This is a genomic window from Thioclava electrotropha (assembly GCF_002085925.2).
GTDB classification, from domain to species: domain Bacteria; phylum Pseudomonadota; class Alphaproteobacteria; order Rhodobacterales; family Rhodobacteraceae; genus Thioclava; species Thioclava electrotropha.
The window spans coordinates 1-21798 of the sequence record NZ_CP053563.1 but is presented as its reverse complement, the minus strand read 5'-3'; the positions used below and the strand labels follow the sequence as shown (position 1 = coordinate 21798).

The 21798-nt window shown below is 59.8% G+C and carries 17 protein-coding genes and 3 pseudogenes; 15 read left to right on the top strand and 5 right to left on the bottom strand.

Annotated elements, in window-relative coordinates:
* Together AKL02_RS20500 and AKL02_RS20495 are read right to left on the bottom strand one after the other, a co-directional pair.
* On the bottom strand, positions 1 to 924 hold the full coding sequence (locus tag AKL02_RS20500; RefSeq protein ID WP_083080087.1) for an SAF domain-containing protein: 924 nt from the start codon (positions 922 to 924) through the stop codon (positions 1 to 3).
* A 357-nt stretch (positions 925 to 1281) separates the two neighbouring features.
* Positions 1282 to 2061: a tetratricopeptide repeat protein gene (locus AKL02_RS20495; protein WP_083080085.1), complete on the bottom strand. Its 780-nt coding sequence runs from the start codon at positions 2059 to 2061 to the stop codon at positions 1282 to 1284.
* A gap of 339 nt (positions 2062 to 2400) precedes the next feature.
* Here AKL02_RS20495 and AKL02_RS21325 point away from each other — a divergent pair.
* The 9 genes and pseudogenes from AKL02_RS21325 to AKL02_RS20450 all read left to right on the top strand — a co-directional run.
* Positions 2401 to 2544, top strand: a pseudogene (locus AKL02_RS21325) (hypothetical protein); the annotation flags it as partial.
* A 636-nt stretch (positions 2545 to 3180) separates the two neighbouring features.
* Positions 3181 to 4116 (top strand): hypothetical protein, encoded by a 936-nt coding sequence (locus AKL02_RS20485; protein WP_198453317.1) that lies wholly within the window; start codon positions 3181 to 3183, stop codon positions 4114 to 4116.
* 211 nt (positions 4117 to 4327) lie between these two features.
* On the top strand, positions 4328 to 5239 hold the full coding sequence (locus tag AKL02_RS20480) for a BapA/Bap/LapF family prefix-like domain-containing protein (RefSeq protein WP_133052013.1): 912 nt from the start codon (positions 4328 to 4330) through the stop codon (positions 5237 to 5239).
* Positions 5236 to 6534 (top strand): TolC family protein, encoded by a 1299-nt coding sequence (locus AKL02_RS20475; protein WP_083080077.1) that lies wholly within the window; start codon positions 5236 to 5238, stop codon positions 6532 to 6534. The genes AKL02_RS20480 and AKL02_RS20475 overlap by 4 nt, the downstream gene beginning before the upstream one ends.
* A gap of 42 nt (positions 6535 to 6576) precedes the next feature.
* Positions 6577 to 8703 (top strand): type I secretion system permease/ATPase, encoded by a 2127-nt coding sequence (locus AKL02_RS20470; RefSeq protein WP_083080074.1) that lies wholly within the window; start codon positions 6577 to 6579, stop codon positions 8701 to 8703.
* The gene (locus AKL02_RS20465) at positions 8700 to 9872 is read left to right on the top strand and encodes a beta-barrel domain-containing protein (RefSeq protein WP_083080071.1); all 1173 of its coding nucleotides are present in this window, start codon (positions 8700 to 8702) and stop codon (positions 9870 to 9872) included. Before AKL02_RS20470 ends, AKL02_RS20465 begins: the two co-directional genes overlap by 4 nt.
* A 44-nt stretch (positions 9873 to 9916) precedes the next feature.
* Positions 9917 to 11302 carry a type II and III secretion system protein family protein gene (locus AKL02_RS20460; RefSeq protein WP_083080068.1) on the top strand — a complete coding sequence of 462 codons (1386 nt, stop codon included), beginning with the start codon at positions 9917 to 9919 and terminating at the stop codon, positions 11300 to 11302.
* 5 nt (positions 11303 to 11307) lie between these two features.
* A complete protein-coding gene (locus AKL02_RS20455; protein ID WP_083080065.1) occupies positions 11308 to 11886 on the top strand; it encodes a hypothetical protein in 579 nt (192 codons plus the stop codon).
* An 8-nt stretch (positions 11887 to 11894) separates the two neighbouring features.
* On the top strand, positions 11895 to 12356 hold the full coding sequence (locus AKL02_RS20450; protein WP_083080063.1) for a TadE/TadG family type IV pilus assembly protein: 462 nt from the start codon (positions 11895 to 11897) through the stop codon (positions 12354 to 12356).
* An 11-nt stretch (positions 12357 to 12367) separates the two neighbouring features.
* On the opposite strand, the gene AKL02_RS20445 is transcribed toward AKL02_RS20450, so the two are convergent.
* Positions 12368 to 13879, bottom strand: coding sequence for a UDP-N-acetylmuramoyl-tripeptide--D-alanyl-D-alanine ligase (locus AKL02_RS20445; RefSeq protein WP_083080060.1), 1512 nt, complete (start codon positions 13877 to 13879; stop codon positions 12368 to 12370).
* Between the two features lie 186 nt (positions 13880 to 14065).
* On the opposite strand from AKL02_RS20445, the gene AKL02_RS20440 reads away from it, so the two are divergent.
* Positions 14066 to 15724, top strand: a complete 1659-nt coding sequence (locus AKL02_RS20440) for a hypothetical protein (RefSeq protein WP_133052012.1) — start codon at positions 14066 to 14068, stop codon at positions 15722 to 15724.
* Here AKL02_RS20440 and AKL02_RS20435 read toward each other — a convergent pair.
* On the bottom strand, positions 15718 to 16272 hold the full coding sequence (locus AKL02_RS20435; RefSeq protein ID WP_198453316.1) for a Tad domain-containing protein: 555 nt from the start codon (positions 16270 to 16272) through the stop codon (positions 15718 to 15720). The two genes, AKL02_RS20440 and AKL02_RS20435, sit on opposite strands and share 7 nt — an antisense overlap.
* A complete protein-coding gene (locus AKL02_RS20430) occupies positions 16251 to 17321 on the bottom strand; it encodes a pilus assembly protein TadG-related protein (protein WP_198453315.1) in 1071 nt (356 codons plus the stop codon). Before AKL02_RS20430 ends, AKL02_RS20435 begins: the two co-directional genes overlap by 22 nt.
* Before the next feature lie 227 nt (positions 17322 to 17548).
* Here AKL02_RS20430 and AKL02_RS20425 point away from each other — a divergent pair, with 227 nt between their 5' ends.
* From AKL02_RS20425 to AKL02_RS21180, 5 genes and pseudogenes are all read left to right on the top strand, one after another.
* The gene (locus AKL02_RS20425; protein ID WP_108722455.1) at positions 17549 to 18856 is read left to right on the top strand and encodes a BamA/TamA family outer membrane protein; all 1308 of its coding nucleotides are present in this window, start codon (positions 17549 to 17551) and stop codon (positions 18854 to 18856) included.
* Positions 18857 to 19175: 319 nt separating this feature from the next.
* Positions 19176 to 19556, top strand: coding sequence for an IS66-like element accessory protein TnpA (gene tnpA / locus AKL02_RS20420; protein ID WP_108722460.1), 381 nt, complete (start codon positions 19176 to 19178; stop codon positions 19554 to 19556).
* Positions 19553 to 19900: an IS66 family insertion sequence element accessory protein TnpB gene (gene tnpB, locus AKL02_RS20415; RefSeq protein ID WP_075777367.1), complete on the top strand. Its 348-nt coding sequence runs from the start codon at positions 19553 to 19555 to the stop codon at positions 19898 to 19900. Before tnpA ends, tnpB begins: the two co-directional genes overlap by 4 nt.
* 62 nt (positions 19901 to 19962) lie before the next feature.
* Positions 19963 to 21587: pseudogene (gene tnpC, locus AKL02_RS20410) on the top strand (IS66 family transposase).
* Positions 21587 to 21793: pseudogene (locus AKL02_RS21180) on the top strand (hypothetical protein); the annotation flags it as partial. The pseudogenes tnpC and AKL02_RS21180, both read left to right, overlap by 1 nt.
* Positions 21794 to 21798: the final 5 nt, after the last annotated feature.

The window sequence follows — 21798 nt, the reverse complement described above, 5'->3', positions numbered from 1 at the left end:
TCACTCACAAGGAACCTGGATGACTGAGCGCGTGGCTTGCCGCACGACGGAGAGCGAACAGAGCTTTTCGTTCTGGGACGAGTTCATCTGGCTCTCTAACGTATTTGCCAGCCGCTGTGGGGCCGTGACGGGTTCAGTGGTCGGTGCCGCAGTGCCTTTGCGCACAGCGAGCGGCAGATCCCGAAGCTGGGAGTTGTCTACGACGATTTCCCCGTTGCGCGCACGGCTAATGCCCTGAGCGGATGCGATCCAGAGCTTTCCACTGGTTTTAGCGTGCAGAAGACGCGCGACGACCTTGGCGCGCGCTTCCACCATCACAGCCGTCGCCTTGGCAGCGGGCACCTTGTTCCATTGGGGGGGCTCTCCCTCGGAACGCAGGAAAGAAACGACATGGATATTGTCTGCCAAAAGCCGCGTTTCGATCGTTCCGCCGCCAATATCGTGCTGCCAGAACAGATCGACACGTCCACCCTCCTTCAGTGTGTCCCTCATCTCGGAAAGGTTTTGGGGCACTATGACGGCCAGATTATTCCCAGGAATACTAAGCTCCCCAGGCGCGCTCCCTGCATCATCCCTGACGCCAAGGTCGATTGGCAGCATGACTCGGCCGATCTGAAGGTCACTCAATGCGATATACGAAGCCGTTTTGGTCTTAGGCAATTTGGGCAAGTAATCCAGAATGCCTTCGGGGAGGAGAGATTTGGGGATTTCTACCGTCTTGAAGTCGGAAGCGCTGACGGCCTCGCCCTGAGCGATCTCGTGAGCAGGCACCGGGACGGGGATGCGGTCGCCATATGCGTCGAGGCGACGTTGAACTTCTGCAACACGCTCGTTGGCATGCTGGATGCCAACCAGAGTTGCTGTTGCTGATCCGACAATCAGCACCATTCCCACAGCGACAAGCAGAATGATTTTGACGTTCATAGAACGAGCCCCCCACCTTTGGCGCTCATAGAACAAGCCTCCCAAACCTTAGTCAGTGAAGCATAGACTTTCGATCATATGAATTGGAAGTACAAACTAATTGGTTGCTTGTGTTCCGTTTGATACTGCGTCCAATAGAATACCTTTAAGTTCAGTGAAGATCGTTCCGTCGAGATAAGAGCCGACGGACACCGCTAGCGCGACGACAGAGGCTGTCAGCACGACCCATTCAATCGTGACCGCCCCATCCTGATGCTTCAGAAAGCGATAAAACCTGCGCATGTGATCCTCTGGTGGCTTTTGGGATCATATTACATACTTTGGTATATGTCGCAATGTTTGGGCGCGGCGCCGGTGTCAATTGAACACCAGATACCCGATCGGCTTGCCTGCATTATAGTCGACGCGCACTTTTCGATAGTAAGCGATCTTGGATGCGGCGTCAGCGTCGGACATCGATCCGGCCAGGATTGCACGCGCATCCGCGTCTCGGCCGTCGAGAACGTAGGCGAGTGCCATGTTTTGACGCACCGCATTGCCCTTGACTGGGTCGTGCACCAATTCCTCGAGCACCCGGATGCCCTCGCCGATCTTGCCCGACAACACTTGCGACAACCCGTAATTGCTCAGCAGTGCAAAGTTGGTAGGATACCATTTAAGCGCTTGTTGATAGACTTCCTGAGCCTCCGCGTAGCGAGACAGAAAGTCGAGCGAGACTGCCTTGCCAGTTAATGCCGACAGGTTGTGCGCGTCATGCGTTAGGGCTGCATCGTAGAATGTGATGGCCCGGCGGGGTTGTTTCTGGCTGAGGGCCAGAAAGCCCAGTTCTGTCAGGACTTCGGTATTGCGGGGCGCGAGGTCGCGAGCCCGGTCGAGCGCGTTCTCCGCGCGCACATGCTGGCCAAGTGCGATATAGCTTTTGCCCAGACCGAGGAGCGCGGGAACCGATTTCAGGTCCTTCTGCGACGCCCGTTCAAAGAGAGTTGCCGCCTGGCTGTAATCCCCACCCTCATACGCGGCCCTCGCAACCTGCACAGCTTCGCTCGAGGAGGCCTGCGGGGGCTTCGGCAACCAGTTCGTGTCTGCGCAACCACTTAGAAGTGCGGCGATTACAAGAGCCTGCCCTGCTCGAACCATAGTCTTACCTTCCCGCCATCAAATCCGGCACTCCGCATCCTGTCGAAGTGCGGAGGTCTCATGCCCCAGCCCAAAGCATATTTATTTTTCTTTCCGAATGTCACCGCAAACTTTCGGCACTTTCCGAGGCGAATCTGGCGACGAAATGAGGTGGGCACCTCAATTAACATACCTACGTATGGTCAAAAAGCCACATGAGAAACAGGTTGTTTCCGTTCTGGGGATTGACTGTGTGGCTCTAGTGGTGGCTTATACAGACCAAAGTATGTAGTTTACAGTCTTAGAGTGTTCGTTTGGGTAATTTCGGCCCGACGAGCAGGGGACCAACGGAGATTCGCTATGACTATGAAGACCACGAAGATCGCGCTCGATGCGCCTAAAGACGTTTTGCTTCCGGCGACTTCCGATGAGGCGCAGCGCTTCGATCGCGTCGGACAGGATCTGGTTGTCACTATGAAAGGCGATCAGCAAATCGTTGTTGAGGATTTCTTCGTGAAAGGACCCGACGGCGAAGTGAGCCGGCTCTTCTTCTCGGACGGGACCTTCGCGAAAATCGATGGCAACACCGATACGGTTGATATCGGCGGTATTGGTGCCGGAATGGACCCGGGTATCATCGCTGCAGCTGGTGCCGGGCTTCTTGGTCTGGCCGCCATCGCCAGCGGCGACGGCGACGGCGATGGTGACGGCGACGGCGATGGTGACGGCGACGGCGACGGCGATGGCGACGGCGATGGTGACGGCGATGGTGACGGCGATGGTGACGGCGACGGCGACGGCGATGGTGACGGCGATGGTGACGGCGACGGCGACGGCGACGGCGATGGTGACGGCGACGGCGACGGCGATGGTGACGGCGACGGCGACGGCGATGGTGACGGCGACGGCGACGGCGATGGTGACGGCGATGGTGACGGCGATGGTGACGGCGACGGCGATGGTGACGGCGACGGCGATGGTGACGGCGATGGTGACGGCGATGGTGATGGCGATGGCCAACTTGGGCTTCTCGACCCGGTAGTCGGTCCGAATGGTCTGCTCGGCAGCGAAGGCATTCTCGCTGGCACCGGACTGGTGGGCGACAATGGTCTTCTTGGTGGCATTACTGGGACGGACGGCTTGCTTCAGAGCGTGGCAGGGAATGATGGCGCTCTTTCCAGCATTACCGGGTCGGATGGCCTACTCGGAAATCTGACCGGCGTGGGCCTGCTTGGGGACGGAACGACGACCCCGACTGCAAGCGATGGCATTCTCGATCCTATCCTAAGCGATGGTGGTTTGCTGGGTGATATCACCGGCGATAACGGCCTCTTGGGTGACGTGACGGGGGCTGGTGGCGTTGTCGGCGATTTGCTCGGCAATGATGGCGCCCTCGCCTCAGTAAGTGGTTTCGACGGTTTGCTCGGAGATCTCACCGGGCAGGGTGTTCAGGGCGGCTCCGCGGCATCGGGTGGCGGTAGCGACGGGCTGCTTAGTGGCGTGACCGATACGGTCGAAGGCGTGCTGAGCGGCGTCACGGACACGGTCGGCGGTCTTCTCGGCGGAGCTGGCGGTTCGGACCTTCTGGGTGGCGTGGCCGATACGGTCGATGGTTTGCTTGGTGGCACGGATGGTTCTGGCGTGCTGAGCGGCGTCACGGACACGGTCGGCGGTCTTCTCGGCGGAGCTGGCGGTTCGGACCTTCTGGGTGGCGTGACCGATACGGTCGATGGTTTGCTTGGTGGCACGGATGGTTCTGGCGTGCTGAGCGGCGTCACGGACACGGTCGGCGGTCTTCTCGGCGGAGCTGGCGGTTCGGACCTTCTGGGTGGCGTGACCGATACGGTCGATGGTTTGCTTGGTGGCACGGATGGTTCTGGCCTGTTGAGCGGCGTCACGGACACGGTCAGTGGCCTAGGTGGCGGCATGCTCGACAGCGGTTCGGGCGACGTCCTCAGCGGTGTGACCGACACGGTCGGTGGCCTGCTCGGCGGCGCGGATACGGGCCTGCTCAACACCGTCACCGATCTGACAGATGGCCTGCTCGGCGACTTGACCGACGGTACCACGGCGTAACGACGCACTCCCTTCCCGGCGATTCATGTTGGTCGCCGGGAGGGCTTCAATTCCGCGACGTTTGTCGCTGGAGTTGCGGCGCTTCACCAAAGCACTATGCAAACATCTTTAAGTATCTTGCGCGCATTGTGTCGCAATACTTTAGTTTGAAATGCATCAAAACTGGTGCTAACGCTTCCGAACGTTTGTCTCAAAGCTGCAGGGTTATCCGATGGCGGTCGAAATCTTCACTATGTCCAATGAGAGCGAAACCCCTCAACGGACATATGGAAATGAGGTCTCGCTCAGAACGCCATCACATATCTATTTCGGGAAGAGTGCCCCGGGAATCGCCTATTACGAGAAAGCAAGTTCCGACCTGCAGATCACTCTGCTGGATGGTCAGGAAGTCACTGTCCGGAACTTTTTCGTCTTGGGACCGGAGGGGGGTTACAGTCGCCTCGACATTACGCCCAATGGACCCACGGAAGTGTCGGGCATGCTGGCACCCGAGCCGCAGATTCCCGACAGCGGAGAGATTCCCCTCGAAAAGACGGTCGATAGTGAGACACCGGGGGCGATGGATCCCTCACATGGCGATTTGACTGCTCCGACGGGTGGCGCGACGGATGACGGTTCCGATACGTCCTTGGCGGATAATGCCGATGGTGGCGGTTGGGATGGCTTCGGTATTCCGAGCGATCAGATGATCTTCGGGCTCGCATCCGCGCCGATTGCGGTCGCTGCTGTCAGCGGTTTCGACAGTGGCGGGGGCTCCGGGGGCAATCATACGGATCCGAAAGACACGGCGGGCCAGGCAGATTCGACGGTCCCGGCCGGTGGTGACCATGCCTCGGATAGCAGTACCCCGACAACGCCGACCGATGCGACGGACCCGAGCGGCAGTACGAGCCCGACAGATGGGACCGGCTCCACCGATGCGACCGGCAGCTCGGGCCCGGTTTCTGAGACCGTGCTTGCGGTCGCAGATTTTCTCGGGCTGGCTCCCTCAGGAGGGGACCTGTCAGGGGGGATGCTTGCTGACAGCTCGGGAAGCACTGATCTTCTGGGCGGTGGTATGAACGCCGCCAGCTCGGCCGGCGACGCCTACCTTCTGGACCTTCTTGACCCGACCGGTGCATGAATATGCGCAGCGCGGTTTTCCAAAGTTCGATCGCGTCGACGATGCGCACCCGTGCCGGACTGATTGCGGCCGGACTCGGTGTATTCCTGTTCATGGCCCCACCAATTCACGCACAGTCCCTGTCGCTGCAGCAGGCGCTCCAGATCGCGACGAACCGGGATGCGTCTGTGGCATCGATGCGTCAGAAGGTGGCGCGCAAGACGACCGACATCAAGACGGCAAAGGATGCACTTAAGCCGTCCTTTCAGTTCGCGGGAGATACCTCTTCCGCTGGTGCGAACATCCCGACCGTGTCCCTGACGCTCAGCCAGGTACTGTTCGACTGGGGCTATGCGCGTAGTAATATCGAGAGTGCTTCACAGGAGCGGGTCAAGGCCGTTACCAAGCTCAAGAGTTCAGTGGAAGACCTCGCATTCGACGTGTCGCAATTGTTCATCGCCGTTGCGATCGACAATCGCAAGCTGCAGAAGACGCAGGATTATCTGACTTTCGCGAGACGGATCGAGGGGGTTTCGCATCGCCGGGTTGCCGGGGGGGTCGCGGACAGTTCCGAGATCGCTCGGGCCCGGTTGGAAGTGGCCCGCGCGGAGGACCAGATCGCTCAACTCGAAGCTGATCGCCAGACCGCGCTGGCGCAGCTCGAATTCTATATCGGACATCCGGTCACGACTCTCAGGACACCGCCTGACCTGCGGGTCACCGATCGCTTCAAGTCAAGTGCAGAGATGATCACCGCGACTATCGAAGCTCCCGATTACCTTTCGGCGCAGGCGGATGTCGCGATCGCACGGGCAAACGTGAAGAAGGCGAAAGCAGCCCGTAAGCCCAAGATCGTGCTGAAGGCCCGGGGTTTGCAAGAACTCAATAATGGGCGTAGCCGGTCGGCATCAATTGGTCTGACCACCTCGCTCGATTTTGACGCCAGCGATCTGAGTGGGCGTGCTACCCAGGCGGCACAACAGGATCTGACCGCGGCGAAATCCTCCCAGCTCGCGGTCGAACGGAAGTTGCAGAACCAGCTGCGCACCTACGTGCAGCAGGTCGCTTCGCTGGCAAAAACCGAAGATGCCCAGTCCCGTCAGCTTCAGCAGGCGCAGAAGGTGCGGCAGAGTTATGAGCAGCAATTCAGTGGCGGCAAGCGCAAGCTCGTTGAGGTGCTAACCTCCGCGCGAGACTTCTACGACGCACAGATCGACCAACTCGATACCTACAATCAAAGGCTTCAGACAGAATACGAGGCAGCTCACTCTATAGGTATGCTTGGCTCCCTTATAATTGCCACAAACAAAAGATAAAAGAATATAAAGCACATACTTTAGGATTGATGGGGGTGCACCATGACGAATGCGCAAAGCCAAGACCCGCTTGTCCTCGGTCTCGTCGAGCTGTGCCGCCTCAATGGGATACAGGCGCATGCGAAACGTCTAACCGACGGTCTCATCAAGCTTGGCCAAGGGCTCAAAGCAGCGGATGCCGCTGTTGCGTTGCGCCGGGTCAACATGAGTTGCCGCATCGCGCGCGTGGCGCTCGACGAGATTCCGCTTTCCTCGCTTCCGGTGCTGCTGTTTCTTGAGGACGGCCAGACGCTGGTCCTTGAGGAACTAGAAGCGGATCAGGCGATTGTCATCGCCCCCGAGAGTGGGGGAGGACGGCTCGAAATCGCGCGCGCAGAGCTGGAAAACCGCTATGCGGGGATGGCCCTCTTCTCGCGACCGGTCGATGTGCTTTCCGACCGGCTGGGTGAGAAGGTACAGGACAAGCATCACTGGATTCTTGGCCCGGTGCTTGGCAATGCCATCCTCTATCGGGATGTGATCCTCGCGGCTCTCGTGGCGAACCTGTTGGCGGTGGGCACCTCGCTGTTCTCGATGCAGGTCTATGACCGCGTGGTACCGAGTGGGGCGTTCGATACACTTTGGATCCTCGCAAGCGGTGTCGGTCTCGCAATCTGCCTCGAATGGGCGTTGCGGGTCATGCGGGCGAAGCTGATCGACGTTTCCGGCCGCGATCTGGATCTTCAGCTTTCGGCGAAGCTGTTCGAGCAGGTCACCAACCTGCGCCTGTCCCATCAGCCGAAATCGACAGGCGTCTTCGCCAACCAGGTCCGTGAATTTGCGACGGTGCGCGAGTTCTTTACCTCGGGGACGGTGGCCGCTGTCAGCGATTTGCCCTTCGTGTTCATCTTTATTGCGATCATTGCCTTCATTGGCGGTCCCGTGGCGCTTGTCACGGTTTTCGGTGCTGTGGCAATCGTTTTTCCAGGTATCGCATTGCAAAAGCGCCTTGCGAAAGCGTCACGTGAAAATGCGCGCGAGGCTTCCGCTCTGAACGGACTTCTTCTGGAGACCGTTTCGAACCTCGAGACGGTCAAAGCTGCGCGCGCGGAGACCCGTTTGCAGCGCGCCTATGGGCAGTTGTCGGAAACCATCGCGGCCTCTTCGATCCGCAACAGGGAACTGACGACGCTGATCTCGCAATTCGTGTCGTCGGTTCAGCAATTCGCTTATGCCGGTGTGGTCATCGTGGGCGTTTACCGGGTCAGTGGCGGGGCGATGACCGTCGGGGCTCTGATTGCTTGCACCTTGCTTTCGGGGCGCGCACTGCGACCGATGGGACAGGTCGCCGGGCTTCTGGCGCGCTGGCAGAACGTGCGCGCCGCGCTTGAAGGGCTCGATGCGATTATGGAGATGCCGACGGAGCGCCCTGTGGAGCGCAGCTTCGTCCGTGCTTCCGAAATTTCGGGAGGTTTCGGTCTCGCCGATCTACAGTTCCGCCACGATCCGGAGGCGCAACCGGTCCTCAATATGGGCAAGATGACGGTTGAGCCGGGGGAGCATATCGCGCTGCTTGGCGGCAACGGTGCGGGCAAGTCGACGTTGCTGCGCGTACTCGCCGGATATCTCGAGCCCCAGTCGGGAAGCCTTCTGCTTGATAACCTCGCGCTGAGCCAGATCGATCCGATCGATCGGCGTCGACAGATCGGGTACCTGCCGCAGAGCGTGGCTCTTTTCCAAGGAACGCTGCGTGACAACCTTCTCCTCGATCACGGTCTGCACAGCGACGAGGATCTGCTTTCGGCGCTCGATGCCGTGGGGCTTGGCGTGTTCGTTCGCCGTCACGTGCGCGGTCTGGATTTGCAGATCCATGGCAATTCTAACGTCTCGGGTGGTCAACGTCAGGCAATCGGGCTGGCACGTGTACTTCTGCAGGATCCACGCGTCGTGCTTCTGGACGAGCCGACCGCCTCCTTTGATCAGAACACGGAGCGTCACGTGATCGAGCATCTCCAGGCATGGTTGAAAGGGCGCACCACGATCATCGCGACGCACCGCAAGGAGCTGCTGTCGTTGGTCGATCGCGCCGTGATCCTCAAGGACGGGAGGATCGCCCATGACGGCACGCTCGGCCAGATTTACGAGATCGCGGCGCGCGGCCAAGCCAATCAGGTGAAGGCAGTGAAATGAGCAGTTCCAGCGCAATCGACCCGAGCTTCATCGACGGTACGCATCGCCGGCAGACCCTGAAAGTCGCGCGCAACACGATCCGGCTCGTGGCGGGCTGCGTGCTCATAGCACTGATCTGGGCTGGCTTTGCCCAGATCGATGAGGTGACACGCGGGGATGGTCGTGTGGTGCCGCTCAGCCGGTTGCAGTCGATCCAGTCACTGGAAGGCGGGATCATCTCGAAGCTAATGGTGCATGAGGGCGATTTGGTGAAGCCGGGACAGATCCTGGTGAAAATGGATCCGACGCAGGCGCGCTCGGACTACCTGCAGACGAAGTCCGAGATGGAAGTGCTTGAGGCAGAGATCGCGCGTCTGCAGGCGGAGGTCCTGGAAAAGCCCGATATCGGGTTCCCGGCGAAAATGTCAGAGATCGAGGCAACCGAAGAGAAGCTGTTCAAGGCTCGGCGCGAGAAGCTCGAGCAATCGCTTAAGGCCATTCGTGATGAAGAGGCGACGATACAGAAACAGATCGATATCACTCAGCCCCTGACCAAGGACCAATCCGTGAGCCAGATCGACCTGCTCAAGCTCGAACAGCAGAAGGCGACGCTAGTGGGCAAGGAAACCGAGACACGTAACAGCTACGTTCAGGACGCCTACAAGGACCTTGCCGATCGCAAGGCGAAACTCGCGTCTCTAAAAGAGGGCATCATCCAGAAGGAAGATCAGTTCAAGCGAACGGATATCCGTTCCCCGGTCGCAGGCCGCGTGAACAACATCAACATCACGACTCTCGGTGGGGTGGTGCAGCCGGGGCAGGCGATCATGGAAGTTACCCCGATCGACGACCAATTGCTGATCGAGACGCGGGTGCGCCCGCGCGACGTGGCCTTCATTGCACCGGGCATGCCTGCGAGCGTCAAGATTACGGCCTACGACTACACGGTCTACGGTGACCTGAAGGGAACGGTGACGCAGATTTCTGAGGATACTGTGCAGGAGAAGACCCAGACCGGCGAGCAGGAATACTACAAGGTCATGGTCAAGACAGACCGCAATTACCTCGAGCGTGGCGACCAGACCTATCCGATCCGACCCGGTATGGTCGCGCAGGTCGACATCAAGAGCGGGCAGCGGTCGGTACTCAGCTACCTAATGCGACCGCTTCTAAGGGCGCAGCTTCGTTGAGACACGTTTTCCCCTATCTTTCGACAGGACGGCTACTGAAAATCATGAACCACAACCTTCGCCAGATGCATCCGCTTTTCCAGTTCAGGTTCTTGCAGGCATCTGGTGATCGATTGGGGCTCATCTGGGGTGTCTTGATCGCCGCATGCCTATTGCTTCTGCTTTTTGTGCCGGCGGCGCAGGCGCAAGATACTTGGGATGGCAAGGGAAGCACTCTGTCGCTCAAGGTGGGAGAGGCGAAGTTTATTCGTCTGCAGCAACCAGCGAAATCCGTCTTCCTATCCAACCCAGCGGTCGCGGATATCGACCTGCAATCGGCGCGCTCGATCTATATCGTGGGGCACAGTCTGGGGACGACCAACCTCTATGTCCTGGGACAGGACGACAAGCCGTTGGTTAAGGGCACAGTTCATGTCGATCTCTACCTCGACCGGATTCAGGCCGCGGTAAGCGCCGCTCTGAAGACTGATACGGTGCATCTCTCAACTGTGGACGGCGCCGTTTTCCTGAACGGAACGGTCGATACCGAAGAAGATGCGAGGAGAGCAGAAGACGTTGTCGGCAAGCTCGCTGGGGACGCCGCGACCGTCGTAAATAATCTGACGCTCACCACTCCGTCGCAGGTGAACCTGCGGGTCACGATCGCCGAAGTGTCTCGCAAAGTTCAGCAGGATCTCGGGATTTCGTTGAGTGGTACGGTCCAGTCCGGACGCCGTTCGATCGGTGCGCCAGGATCGTCAACGAATGGCTATTCTCTCTCTGTTAAACTCAACGGTGGGAACCTTAATCTTTCTCTCAATGCTCTAGCTGAGTCGGGGCTCGCGTCGATCCTATCGGAGCCAAATCTCACGGCGCGCTCGGGGGAAAAGGCGACATTCCTTGCCGGTGGCCGAGTACCGATCCGGATCGGTGCGACGCAAGAAGACACACGGGTCTCGTTCGAGAATATCGGCGTCGAGCTGAATTTCACGCCCACTGTCTTCAAACAGAACCGCATACAGATCCAATTAGACACGAGCGTGCGCCAGATCGATGCAGCAAATTCGACGGCGAACACGCCAGCTTTTACCGAGCGCTCGGCATCTACCACCGTTGAACTGGGCAGCGGCCAGAGCTTTGCTATCGCGGGGATGTTCGGGTCGAACCGCCAGCAGACGCTGAGCGAGTTTCCCGGGCTGGGCAAGATCCCGATCCTCGGCGCGTTGTTCCGATCTTCTTCCTACCAGAAAGGTGAGAGTGAATTGGTCATAATCGTGACGCCCTATGTCGTACGACCGACGGATCGAAAAAATCTCGCAACGCCGCTCGACACGTTGCGTCCCGTCGACAACGGCATCACCCAGATGGCGACGGGTCAGATGGAACGCCCCTTGGTCAAGCTGAACGGTGCGAACGGTCGCAGCGGTGCCACCTTCCTGATGAACCGGTGAACGAGATGAACCTGCGTTTCGCGATGCCATTGTTTCTCTCCGGACTACTGCTCACCGGATGTGCCGCCCCGCCGACGGAGCACACGCTAGACCGGCTGAGCGCCGATGAAGCCACACAGGTCCACAGCTACGCGTTCGTCGATCGCTGTTCAGCCAGCATTGGGAAGGCGGAGCAGAAGAGACTGAGCCGGTTCCTTGTGCGAAACGCCCATCCCGAGAAGGATGTCGTGATCGCCTCAATCCCGCGTGGCTGCAACGCACAGGTCGATCGACAACGCAGCGCAACCTTGCGGAATCTCATCGGGGATACTCACGGCGCGTTGCGAGTGATGCCGTCTGACGCTTCCGACCCGGTTGGATCGCATGGAATCGTCCGGATCGCCCATATAATCGGGATCAACGTTGATCGTAGCGAGTGCAGGGTGAATTCAAATTGTGCCGTCGCCGGCAATCTCGCCGCGATGATCTCGGATCCGCGCGACCTTTTCATGCCCCAGAGCGGTAACCGGTACTGGAAACATCCCTCCGCCATCGATCTGTCCAGCAAGTCCGGGCTGGGAAGCGATACGCCCGCGCTCAACTAGGACGCTCCATGATGTCTGATCATTCATTCATTGGCTCTCTCCAGCGTTTCAAACGGCGTGAAGATGGTGTCGTCACGATCGAGTTCGTGCTGATCTTTCCTTTGATCCTTTTGATGCTGGCGCTGATCGCTTTTGTTAGCTTCGCGATCGCGGCCCAGAGCGAGGTCCAGCAGGTCGCGTTCGAACTTGCGCGGTTCGGAATGGTCCTCGCCGATACTCCCAGTTTTAGCGGCGATATCTGCTCCAAGCTAGATGCCGATTACCTGCCGCGCCTAATCCAGAACTCCGTCACCCTCTCGGCGGCGGATTTCCGGCCGCTCTCGGCATGCCCAAATCAGCCCGACAGCAATGGGGTCTTCACGGTTGCTGTGACATATGACATGGCGGGCAGCTTTGCGGAAACCTTCTCGGAGTTTCTTGGTGTGCGCCTTGGCGAGATCACGCGTCAAGCTGCGGTCATTGTGAATTGAGCGCCAACGGATCAGAGGAGAAGCGCATCCTTTCCCGCGACGAGATGTTCGACGAATTTACGAAAACGGATGTCGCCGAGGCCATTCACGCCGCGTCCGCTCTTGACGGTCAGAACGTCGCCGTCGCGCAGAGTGGTTCGCAGCTGCGCATAGAGAACTTCAACGGAGTCGTCTTGATGCGCCCCCCGAATGCCTGCGGGCAGGGCTTCGAACATCGGCCGCATCAAGAGGCCCCACGAAAAAACGAGATCGGCGCCGCTTTCGAGGACCGCCTTGGACAGAGCACGGTGTTCCTCCGCCTCGGTGGCGCCGACATGGCCGATTTCTCCCAGAACGGCGATCCGCCGGCCGTTTGCGCGCGGCTCGGCCAGTCGAAGCAGTTGCAGACTGGAGCGCATCGAGGCAATTGTCGCGTTGAAGCTGTCATCGATGATCGTCACCTCTCCGCCCTCGCGCAGCTTTGCCGTGACGACTCGGGCACGACCTTTTACCGGTGCGAAATCGGCCATGTCGGAGACCGCCCTGTCCAGATCAAACCCGGCCAGCCCGACCGCCAGAAGGGCTCCCAGCGCGTTGATGATCATATGGTGCCCCGGGACTTGCAGCTTCAGAAGAAAGCGATGTCCGAGGACGCTGACATGGGCCTGCGACCCGCCCAATGTCAGCTCTGCTCTCTCAAGGCGTGCATCGGCTCCTTCGGCTTCGCCAAAACCGAAGACATGAGGCGTCTGGCGTTCTGCCAGGGCTCTTGCAAGTTGGTATTCAGGCAAGTCCGCGTTAATCACGGCGGCGCCGCCGGGCACGAGACCTGTGAAGATGCCCGACTTGTGGCGCAACAACAGCTCTCTGCCACTCGCCTTTTCCAGCATTTCGGGTGTGAACATGTCGAAGTGGGCGACGTCGATCGTCGTCAGGACCGCGATATCGGGCTGGGCGATGCGGGACGATCTGGCGATCCCGTCGAGCGGTTTGCCAAACCCCATCTCGATCACGCCGGCCGCGTTTTCACGCGGCATATAGGCGAGGCTGCGGTGCACTCCAGAAATGTTATTGTTGTTCGCCGCCGATCCGGTCGCGCCACCTTGCAGATCCGTCATATGGCGGATCATTTCCCGTGTCGTGGTTTTGCCCACCGTCCCCGTCACGGCAAAGACTTTTCCCGCGAAGCGCATGCGCGCAATCTGCGCCATGTATTGCAGTCCAGACCAAGTACTGTGCACCAAAAGGACCGGAAGTCCGGGTGGCAGTGTTTCCTTCCGGCTCTGCAAAGTTTGAAGATGAGAAGGTTCAACCATGATGCCGGCGGCCCCTTCGCGGGCAAGCCGCGAGATGTCCCCTGTCGGATCGCGCCGTCCCTTTCCCCAACTGTTCGGGTGAACCAGAACGCAGAAATGATCTGCCATGTTTCCCGTCACATCGTAGGAGACGCACTTGGGTTGCCAATCCGTTGGTGGTGCCACGAGCCACTGTCCACCAGTTGCCTTGGCGATTTCTTCGGAGGTCCAGAGAGGAGAGCGGTTCATCGGATTTCCTTCGTGTCTTTCAGGCTGCGAATTTTGCCACGAGGTTCGGAGAAAATGAAGAGATAAGCATATGATAATAATGTATTTTATTTTTACATGGTCGCTATTTGCCGTGTGTTTTCGGGTGCCTTGTTGGCAGCTTGTGAGAGCCTTGACTGCGGCCACCGAGACGGGAGTAAGGCCGCAATGATCACGCCCCCCAAAGCTGCTTCTGAGACGACGAAAGCAACCTTGGAGGAGGTCGTCTCGACCGTCTTCGGGAAGGGGGCGGACGTGGTGCTTGCAGGGCCGGTATGGTTCGCGTGGCGTGATGGAGGTCGGTTGTTGCGTGCCGGCTGGTTGAAGGCTCCAACATTAGCCGAGGCGATCACGCGCGCTCGCGAGAGTGGGGGCTCTGATGACGCGACCGTCCTGGAGCTATGTCTGACCGAAGATTACCGCCCCGTACCGGCGTCAGCACTTGAGCAGGCTTTTTCCAATGCCGCTCGTGGTCGGGTCGGGATCGAGATACAGCTCGGGACCGCCCTTCACCGCATACCGCCGACTCTAACCATCGCGAGCAATCGCAAGCTTCTGCGTGAAGTCGAGGTTTTCGCGACCACGCTAGGGCTGTCGCTCGAAGAAGTGCGGGCGAAAGCCCGCTTCGCGCGGTTCGGTGCGCGCCAGTTTTTGGTCGATCTGAGGTCCGGAGCGGACTCTGCCGAACTATATCGGGGCAACCAGGTGATCGCGCCCGATGCGGTTGGTCCGGATTTGTTGCAGGGCGTGATCGACGGGATGATAGGTTGGATGCTCTCCAATGTTCGGGCGTCCGGGCGCATGACCTACAAGTATTGGCCCAGCCGGGGGGCGTATTCGAGCGCCGATAACACGATCCGTCAGTTCATGGCTAGCGTCGCCCTCGGTCGCATTGCGCAGCGACTTGGAACGCCGGCGGCGCGCGATGCCTTCCAAAGAAACCTGCAATACAATCTGAAGAGCTATTACACCGAGGTCGACGGACTGGGGGGAATCCTTCTCGACGGGAAGATTAAATTGGGGGCGAATGCGCTCGCGGCGCTCGCCATCCTCGAGGGGCGTCAGTGCCGGCTTCTGCAACCGGACAGCTATAAGCGCGAGTTTGATGGTCTGTGCCGCAGCATCGATCACCTGTGGCAGCCGGATGGAAGCTGGCGCACTTTTCTTCTGCCGGGTGATCGCAATGACAACCAAAATTTCTACCCCGGCGAAGCGCTTCTGTTCTGGGCGACGCTGTATCGGAGGACGCGTGATCCGGGTTTGGCCGCGAAATGTCTCAAGAGTTTCGAGTATTACAGCGCATGGCATCTGGCGCAGCCGAACCCCGCTTTCGTGCCGTGGCACAGCCAGGCCTATGTTATGCTTTACGAAGACATCGGAGAGCCCGCGCTTGCCGATTTCGTTTTCTCCCGGAATGATTGGCTGCTCGAAATGCAGCAGTGGGGCGGCACGCTGGACCCGGATCTTTGGGGGCGGTTCTTTCACCCCAAACGGTCCGATTTCGGTCCGCCACATGCGTCCTCAACCGGCGTTTATATGGAGGGACTGGCTGATGCGTGGCGGCTCGCGGTGCGGCTTGGCGACGTCTTGCGGGCCGATCGGTACGCCAAAACGCTGCGGCGCGGCCTGCGCAGCGTAGCGCAGCTGCAGTTTCGAAACGAGAACGATATGTACTACATCTCGCGCCCCGAACGCGTGAGGGGCGGGCTGCGCACCGAGGTCTACAATAACGAGATTCGCGTCGATAACGTCCAGCACTGCTTAATGGCGCTGCTCAAGTTCGATACAGATCCGCTTTTCCCGTGGCCCGTTCCGGCGGTTCATTGAACGAGTGTGCCCGTGCAGGTGTAGTCGTTGACGATTAGGTCGGCCTGCGCCACCGAAACACCAAGCGCAGAGAGCAAGCCATTCACGAGGTCATCGAGAAATCCAAGATTGGCGAGGATGGAGTTAAGGGCGCTGATGATCCCGTTCACGAGGTCCAAGATCGGTCCCAGCAAGCAGCTCAGCAAGCCGCAGGAGGTCTTCTCGTCTGTTGTGCTCTGTTGTAATTGGACCAGCAGGTCGCTCAACGCGGTGGTGATCGTCGAGAGGTGAAGATTATTCTGGATCGTGATCGCCTTGCCGACCTGGTCCTTGCGTACGCTGATCGTCTGTTCGTCGCCTAGCACTGGGATCGAGGCGCTCTGCTCCAACGATTTCCCGTTGATCAGGTTCAGGAGAGAAGTCGTCAATTTGATCTTGAGCGCCGCCGTTTTTACGTCAAAGGTGGCGAGCGTGTCGTTCCCACTGATGGCGCCGCAGTTCAACGTCTGAGCGGTTGCGGTAGCGCCGCCTCCCTGTAGGTCCAGTCCTACACTGACGATACCGGCCAATTCAGTCTTAACCTTTGCGTGGAGTTGGGCAAGTCGCGCCTCGACTGGGGCACGTCATCGATGAAACCGAGGGCTGTCACGGCAGGGTGGATCGCTGAGACTACGACGTCGACCGCAGCAAGATGGGGAATCTGGAGGCTCAGCGGTACGTTGACGAGATCGACGCCCGAGTTCGATCCATCGACGCTGACAATTGCCGCCAAAAGGTCGAACACGTTGAGTTTGATGTCAGGCAGAACCTGCCCGATCTCGGCTTGCAGCACATTCGGGGAAAGCGCCAGAAGCGAGCCGAGCGAAACCGTGTTGGTTGCGTTGCTACTGACGCCCGTTGGTAGGCCGTTTAGGTCCGTCAGACCGCCGATCAGCGTGTCGAGTGCGATCGGCGCCTTGAGGAGGTCCTCGTAGCTCACCGCGTCCAGACCGATCCGCGAACTTACCAGTCCGAGCAATTGATTGATCCCCACCTCGGTATTCGCGAGCCCGCTGTAGTCGAGGAGCTTGGCGGACACACCGAGGCCCAAGCCATCGTTGAGTAGCGGATCGAGGATGGAGCGCGAAGTGTCGATCCCAAGGAGACGATTGCGCAGTGTGAACGAAATCGCCCCGCGACGCGCCGCCACGCCCGAACGACGGATGACGTAGTTCCCGTTTTGCATCACGGGGGCAAGCAGAAAGGGGGCGAAATTGGAGGGTACGCTGACTTTGACCGCGGTGACGCCGGTCGGGTCGGTCTGGACCGGTGCGGCGGTAAAGGTTCCCGTCTTGCTGTCGAAGCTTCCGAAGGTCACATCTGTCGAGCCGAGCGGGACGTTCCCGTACTTGTCATTCGCGGAAACGACCTCCTGCGCGATGGTGCGGGCTTCCGAGAGGTTTGGAAGATGGCGTGCTGCACTCTGAGCTGCGAGGTCGGCTTGCGATTGTACGTAGCGCTTTTGGGCATTGATCATCGAGATATCGGTGGCGAACCCGCCGACAAGAAGCATCGCGGGGATCAGCAGGAGCCAGAGGATCGTAATCGAACCTCGCTCGGAATAAACAAAAGAGCGCAAACCGTCCCCCTCTGCGAGATGAACTGCGGCGTACGCCACAAGACTTTAGTTCATATCTTTCGTCATTCGCTTTCCATAACTATGCGATATTATCAAAATGTGTCGCGATCTAGGTCTGAAGATATTTTTTAGATACAAAATGATGTTCAGGCGTTGACGGTCCGGGGAGGACCCTTAGGGTCGCGTGATCCATAAACCCTGCGCGACTCACCACAAGAGGCAAGAGCTTGAGCCTGAAGCACCTGCAATCCCGTACCCTACTATCTATTATCGCATTTTCGTCGGTTGCCTCTGTCGCAATCGGTCTGACCCAGGCGAATGCCCGGAGCTTCAAGTCGGTGGAGGTTGAGGGAAACAAGCTCATCGCCAGCCAAGACATCCTGGCGGCATGCGATCTCAAGAGCGGGGTCGATTATAGTCCGGAGGACCTCGACGCGCGCGCAGATTGCCTTCGTTCGAGTGGTGTCTTCAACAGCGTCAAGCTGCGCTCTCAGAACGACGCACTGGTCGTCGACGTCAAAGAGGTCGAAATGCGTCCCGGGCATATCGATCTTTCCGTGGCCTACGATACTCAGGACAAAGTCGTCGGTTCTTTGTATTTTGAGCGGTACAACCTGTTTCCGAACACGTTCGGTTCTCTCGAGATGAACCTCGGCAAGGAGATGCAGTCACTGCGCAGCTCGCTCTATTACTCGGGATTGGGCGATGGGAAGCCAGGCGTCGGGATGGATGCTCTCTTCAGCCGTAGTGATTACGACGATCAGGGCTACGCGTCCCGTCGCGCTCAAATCGAAGGATATCTCGCGCAGGATTTGGGCGAGGCGGGGCGTCTTGAGTACGGGCTCGGGTATCGTTCCCTTAAGATGCGCGACACCTCGGACGGTTCGAGTACGTTGTTCCAGCAGGAGGAAAGCTCGACCAGTGCTCCCTACCTGCGGTTCAGCTACAAACTCGCGAGCGCATCAGAAAAGGGCGCGTCCGGCTCGGCGGGATACCAGGTGGGGATCGATCAGTATTTCTGGGGGCTTGGCGATATCGATACGGTTTCTGAGACGCGCCTGAATGCGAAGGCACGGCTCCCGCTAGGCGCCAAGACCGATCTCTTGCTCGGTTTCCAAGGCGGGGTCGCCAAGGGACTGGGGGGCGATAACACCCGCGCTGTGGATCGCTTCCAGCTCGGCGGCGTGTCCTTCCGCGGCTTCGCGCCACGTGGGCTCGGTCCCAAGGATGCTGATTATTTCACGGGGGGCAACAAGTTCGCAGTGGCATCGATCGAGCTGCAGCATGACCTCGGAACCGTGTTCGACACGCCGATGCGGGGTGGAGCATTCATCGATGTGGGGTCGCTCTGGTCACTTGACGATACGCAGGGCGGAGCGATCGACGATTCCTTCAAATTGCGCAGTTCCATCGGCCTGAGCGTAACCTTCGATATTCAGGGCGCGCCGGTCTCTCTTTACGTCGCCAAAGCGATGGACAAGGCGCCCGGTGATGACACGCAAAGTTTCGGCTTGAGTGTTGCGGCCCGCTTCTGAGCCTGACGCATCGGAGGGCTTGGCGCTCGGCGCGCCCCTTTCCAAGCGAACGACAGCGTTGAGCATCGACTCGTGATGGTCGGCTCCCACAGCGCATGGCTTGAGTATTGGTTGCTCAACACGAGGCGACTTACGTCCTCGAGGGGCTTCTCGCTCCGGAATCCATAAAATGGCTCTGCGAAGTCGGAGCGTTGAAGCTGATTTCACCGCGCGCTGATCGTAACGGCCCGGTTGGCACCGCCTGCCAGATTCCGGCGTGAGGCCCTAAGACACGTGCATAACGACGTCGCAAACGACGTCTCTTATGCGCGGAGGGGCTATGCGGGGCGAGGTTTTGGGTATTGAGCGCCGCCGGCGTTGGGACGACGAGATGAAGCTGGCGATCGTGAGCGCGGTGGGGATCGACGGCGCGACGGTGACCCAGGTTGCGCAACGGCACGAGGTGACGCGTCAGCAGATTTACGCGTGGCGTCACGAGCTGAAGCGGAAGGGGTTGTGGTCACCCGAGACGGGCGTGCTGTTCCTGCCCGCCGGCATGGTGCCCGCGATGGACCTGACGGTGGTTGAGGATCGAACCACAGCTACCACTCCCGTAGTCTGGGTTGAGTTGCGGCTTGTGAAGGGCCGCGTGCTCCGGTTCGAGAGCAACATCGACGATGCAGCGCTGTCCCGCTTGGTTCGCGCGGTGGATGCCGCATGATCGGGCCGGGGACCGGGGTGCGGGTGTATCTGGCCTGCGGGACGACGGATATGCGCAAGGGGATCGGTGGGTTGGCGGCGCTGGCGCAAGACGTGCTGCGCCAGAAGCCGACCGGCGGTGCAGTCTTTGCCTTCCGGGGCCGCAAGGGGGATCGGCTGAAGCTGCTTTACTGGGACGGCCAGGGGTTCTGTCTTTACTACAAGGTCCTCGAGCGTGGGCGCTTTCCCTGGCCGAACACCAGCTCGGGGGCGGTGCGACTGACCTCGGCGCAGCTGGCGATGTTGTGGGAAGGGATTGATTGGCGGCGGCCAGATTGGGGCGCTCCACCGGCCCGTGTCGGGTGATTTATCTACCTGAAACACCTTGTTTTTATAGCGCTTCCTGATGGGGTGTGTTAGATGGTGGCATGTCAAGCGATGCGCCCATCCTCCCCGAAGATCCCGCTGTTCTGAAAGCGATGATCGCCGCCTTGCAGGCGGAAAACGCCAGGATGTCGGCGACGATCCGGGCGCATGACCAGCTGATCCAGACGCTGCGGCTGCGCATCGCGAAGCTCAAGAAGCAGGCCTTCGGCAAGTCCTCGGAGAAGATTGAGCGCGAGATCGAACAGCTGGAACTGGCGCTTGAGGATCTGTTGATTGCCAGCGCCGAAAGCGCCACCATCCCGACGGACGAAGACGAGGCGGATCCTGCCCCTGAGGCGAAGACCGGCGATGTGGACAAACACAAGCCCCGCCGTCGTCCCCGCGTCTCGGAGGCTACCCGCGGGAGCGGCGCGAGCTCGACCCCGGCAGCTGCTGCCCGGATTGCGGTGGCGACCTGCGGCTCGTTGGCGAAGACATGAGCGAGATGCTCGACCTGGTTGCGGCACAGCTGAAGGTCCTGCAGATCGCGCGGCTGAAGAAGTCCTGCCGCCGCTGTGAGAAGATGGTGCAGACACCGGCGCCCAGCCGTCCGATCCCCGGTAGCATGGCGAGCGCGGCGCTCTTGGCCTGGATCCTCGTCTCCAAGTTCGATGACCATCTTCCCTTGTATCGCCTGAACGAGATCTTCGCCCGCATGGGGGCCGACATCCCGGACAGCACGCTGGTCGACTGGTGTGGGCGCGCCATGAAGGTGCTGGCGCCGCTGGTCGAACGGATCGAAGCCGATGTGATGGCCAGCGACCTGCTGCATGCGGACGACACCCCGATCCGGGTGCTGGACCGGTCCCTCAAGGACCGCGGCCTCGGCAAGGGGGTGAAGCAGGGCCGGATCTGGGCCTATGTCCGCGATCCACGACCTTGGGCCGGAACCGCGCCACCCGGGGCGGTCTACCGCTTCGCCCCGGACTGGAAGCAGGAACACGTGCATGGGCATCTCGCCCAGACCCGCGGCATCCTGCAGGCCGATGGCTACAAGGGCTACAACAAGCTTTACGAACCCGATCCCGATGGCACGCCCCGCCTGCAGGAGGCGTCCTGCTGGGCGCATCTGCGGCGTGACTTTCATGACGAATGGGGCAAGACGAAATCCGCCATCGCGCGCGAGGCACTCGACCGCATCGGCGCGCTCTACGACATCGAGCGCGAGATCAACGGGCAGCCCGCCGAGATCCGCCTTGCCGCGCGGCAGACGCACAGCGCCCCGAAGGTCGAGGCCTTCTTCGCCTGGTCCGAAAGCCAGCTCACGCGGATCCCCGGCAAGGGGGACCTCGCGCGCGCGTTCCGTTATGGGCTGGCCCGCCGGGCCTCGTTCAGCCTCTTCCTCAGCGATGGCCGCGTTGCCATCGATAACAATCCAGCCGAGCGCGCCCTGCGTCCGATCGGCATCGGTCGGAAGAACTGGCTCTTTGCAGGCGCCGACACCGGCGGCGAAACGCTGGCCCGCGCCATGACGATCATCGAGACCGCAAAGCTGAACGGCCTCGATCCGCAGGCCTACCTCGCCGACGTGCTCGACCGCATCAACGATCACAAGATCAACCGGCTCGACGAGCTACTCCCATGGAACTGGAAACCGGTCGCCGCCGCTCAGGCCGAGGCCGCCTGATGGCGACCGTCACCCATGTCTGCACGATCGACTATGTCGCGAAGATACTCGGCGAAGACCGCGAGTTGCTTGAAGCCATCGTCTCCAACGACGACAATCTGACCTACGGTGACATCATCAGCGTCTATACCAGTTCGGAAGAGGCCATTACGGCCCTCACAGACCGCGGCATCGAAGAACTCCGAGACATGCTCACTGCCGCGCGCATCAC

Coding starts and splice junctions, on each gene's coding strand:
- AKL02_RS20470 (WP_083080074.1), top strand. CDS start 6,577: ATGACGAATGCGCAAAGCCAAGACCCGCTTGTCCTCGGTCTCGTCGAG.
- AKL02_RS20445 (WP_083080060.1), bottom strand. CDS start 13,879: ATGAACCGCTCTCCTCTCTGGACCTCCGAAGAAATCGCCAAGGCAACT.
- AKL02_RS20495 (WP_083080085.1), bottom strand. CDS start 2,061: ATGGTTCGAGCAGGGCAGGCTCTTGTAATCGCCGCACTTCTAAGTGGT.
- tnpB (WP_075777367.1), top strand. CDS start 19,553: ATGATCGGGCCGGGGACCGGGGTGCGGGTGTATCTGGCCTGCGGGACG.
- AKL02_RS20500 (WP_083080087.1), bottom strand. CDS start 924: ATGAACGTCAAAATCATTCTGCTTGTCGCTGTGGGAATGGTGCTGATT.
- AKL02_RS20455 (WP_083080065.1), top strand. CDS start 11,308: ATGAACCTGCGTTTCGCGATGCCATTGTTTCTCTCCGGACTACTGCTC.
- tnpA (WP_108722460.1), top strand. CDS start 19,176: ATGCGGGGCGAGGTTTTGGGTATTGAGCGCCGCCGGCGTTGGGACGAC.
- AKL02_RS20465 (WP_083080071.1), top strand. CDS start 8,700: ATGAGCAGTTCCAGCGCAATCGACCCGAGCTTCATCGACGGTACGCAT.
- AKL02_RS20450 (WP_083080063.1), top strand. CDS start 11,895: ATGATGTCTGATCATTCATTCATTGGCTCTCTCCAGCGTTTCAAACGG.
- AKL02_RS20440 (WP_133052012.1), top strand. CDS start 14,066: ATGATCACGCCCCCCAAAGCTGCTTCTGAGACGACGAAAGCAACCTTG.
- AKL02_RS20460 (WP_083080068.1), top strand. CDS start 9,917: ATGAACCACAACCTTCGCCAGATGCATCCGCTTTTCCAGTTCAGGTTC.
- AKL02_RS20475 (WP_083080077.1), top strand. CDS start 5,236: ATGAATATGCGCAGCGCGGTTTTCCAAAGTTCGATCGCGTCGACGATG.
- AKL02_RS20480 (WP_133052013.1), top strand. CDS start 4,328: ATGGCGGTCGAAATCTTCACTATGTCCAATGAGAGCGAAACCCCTCAA.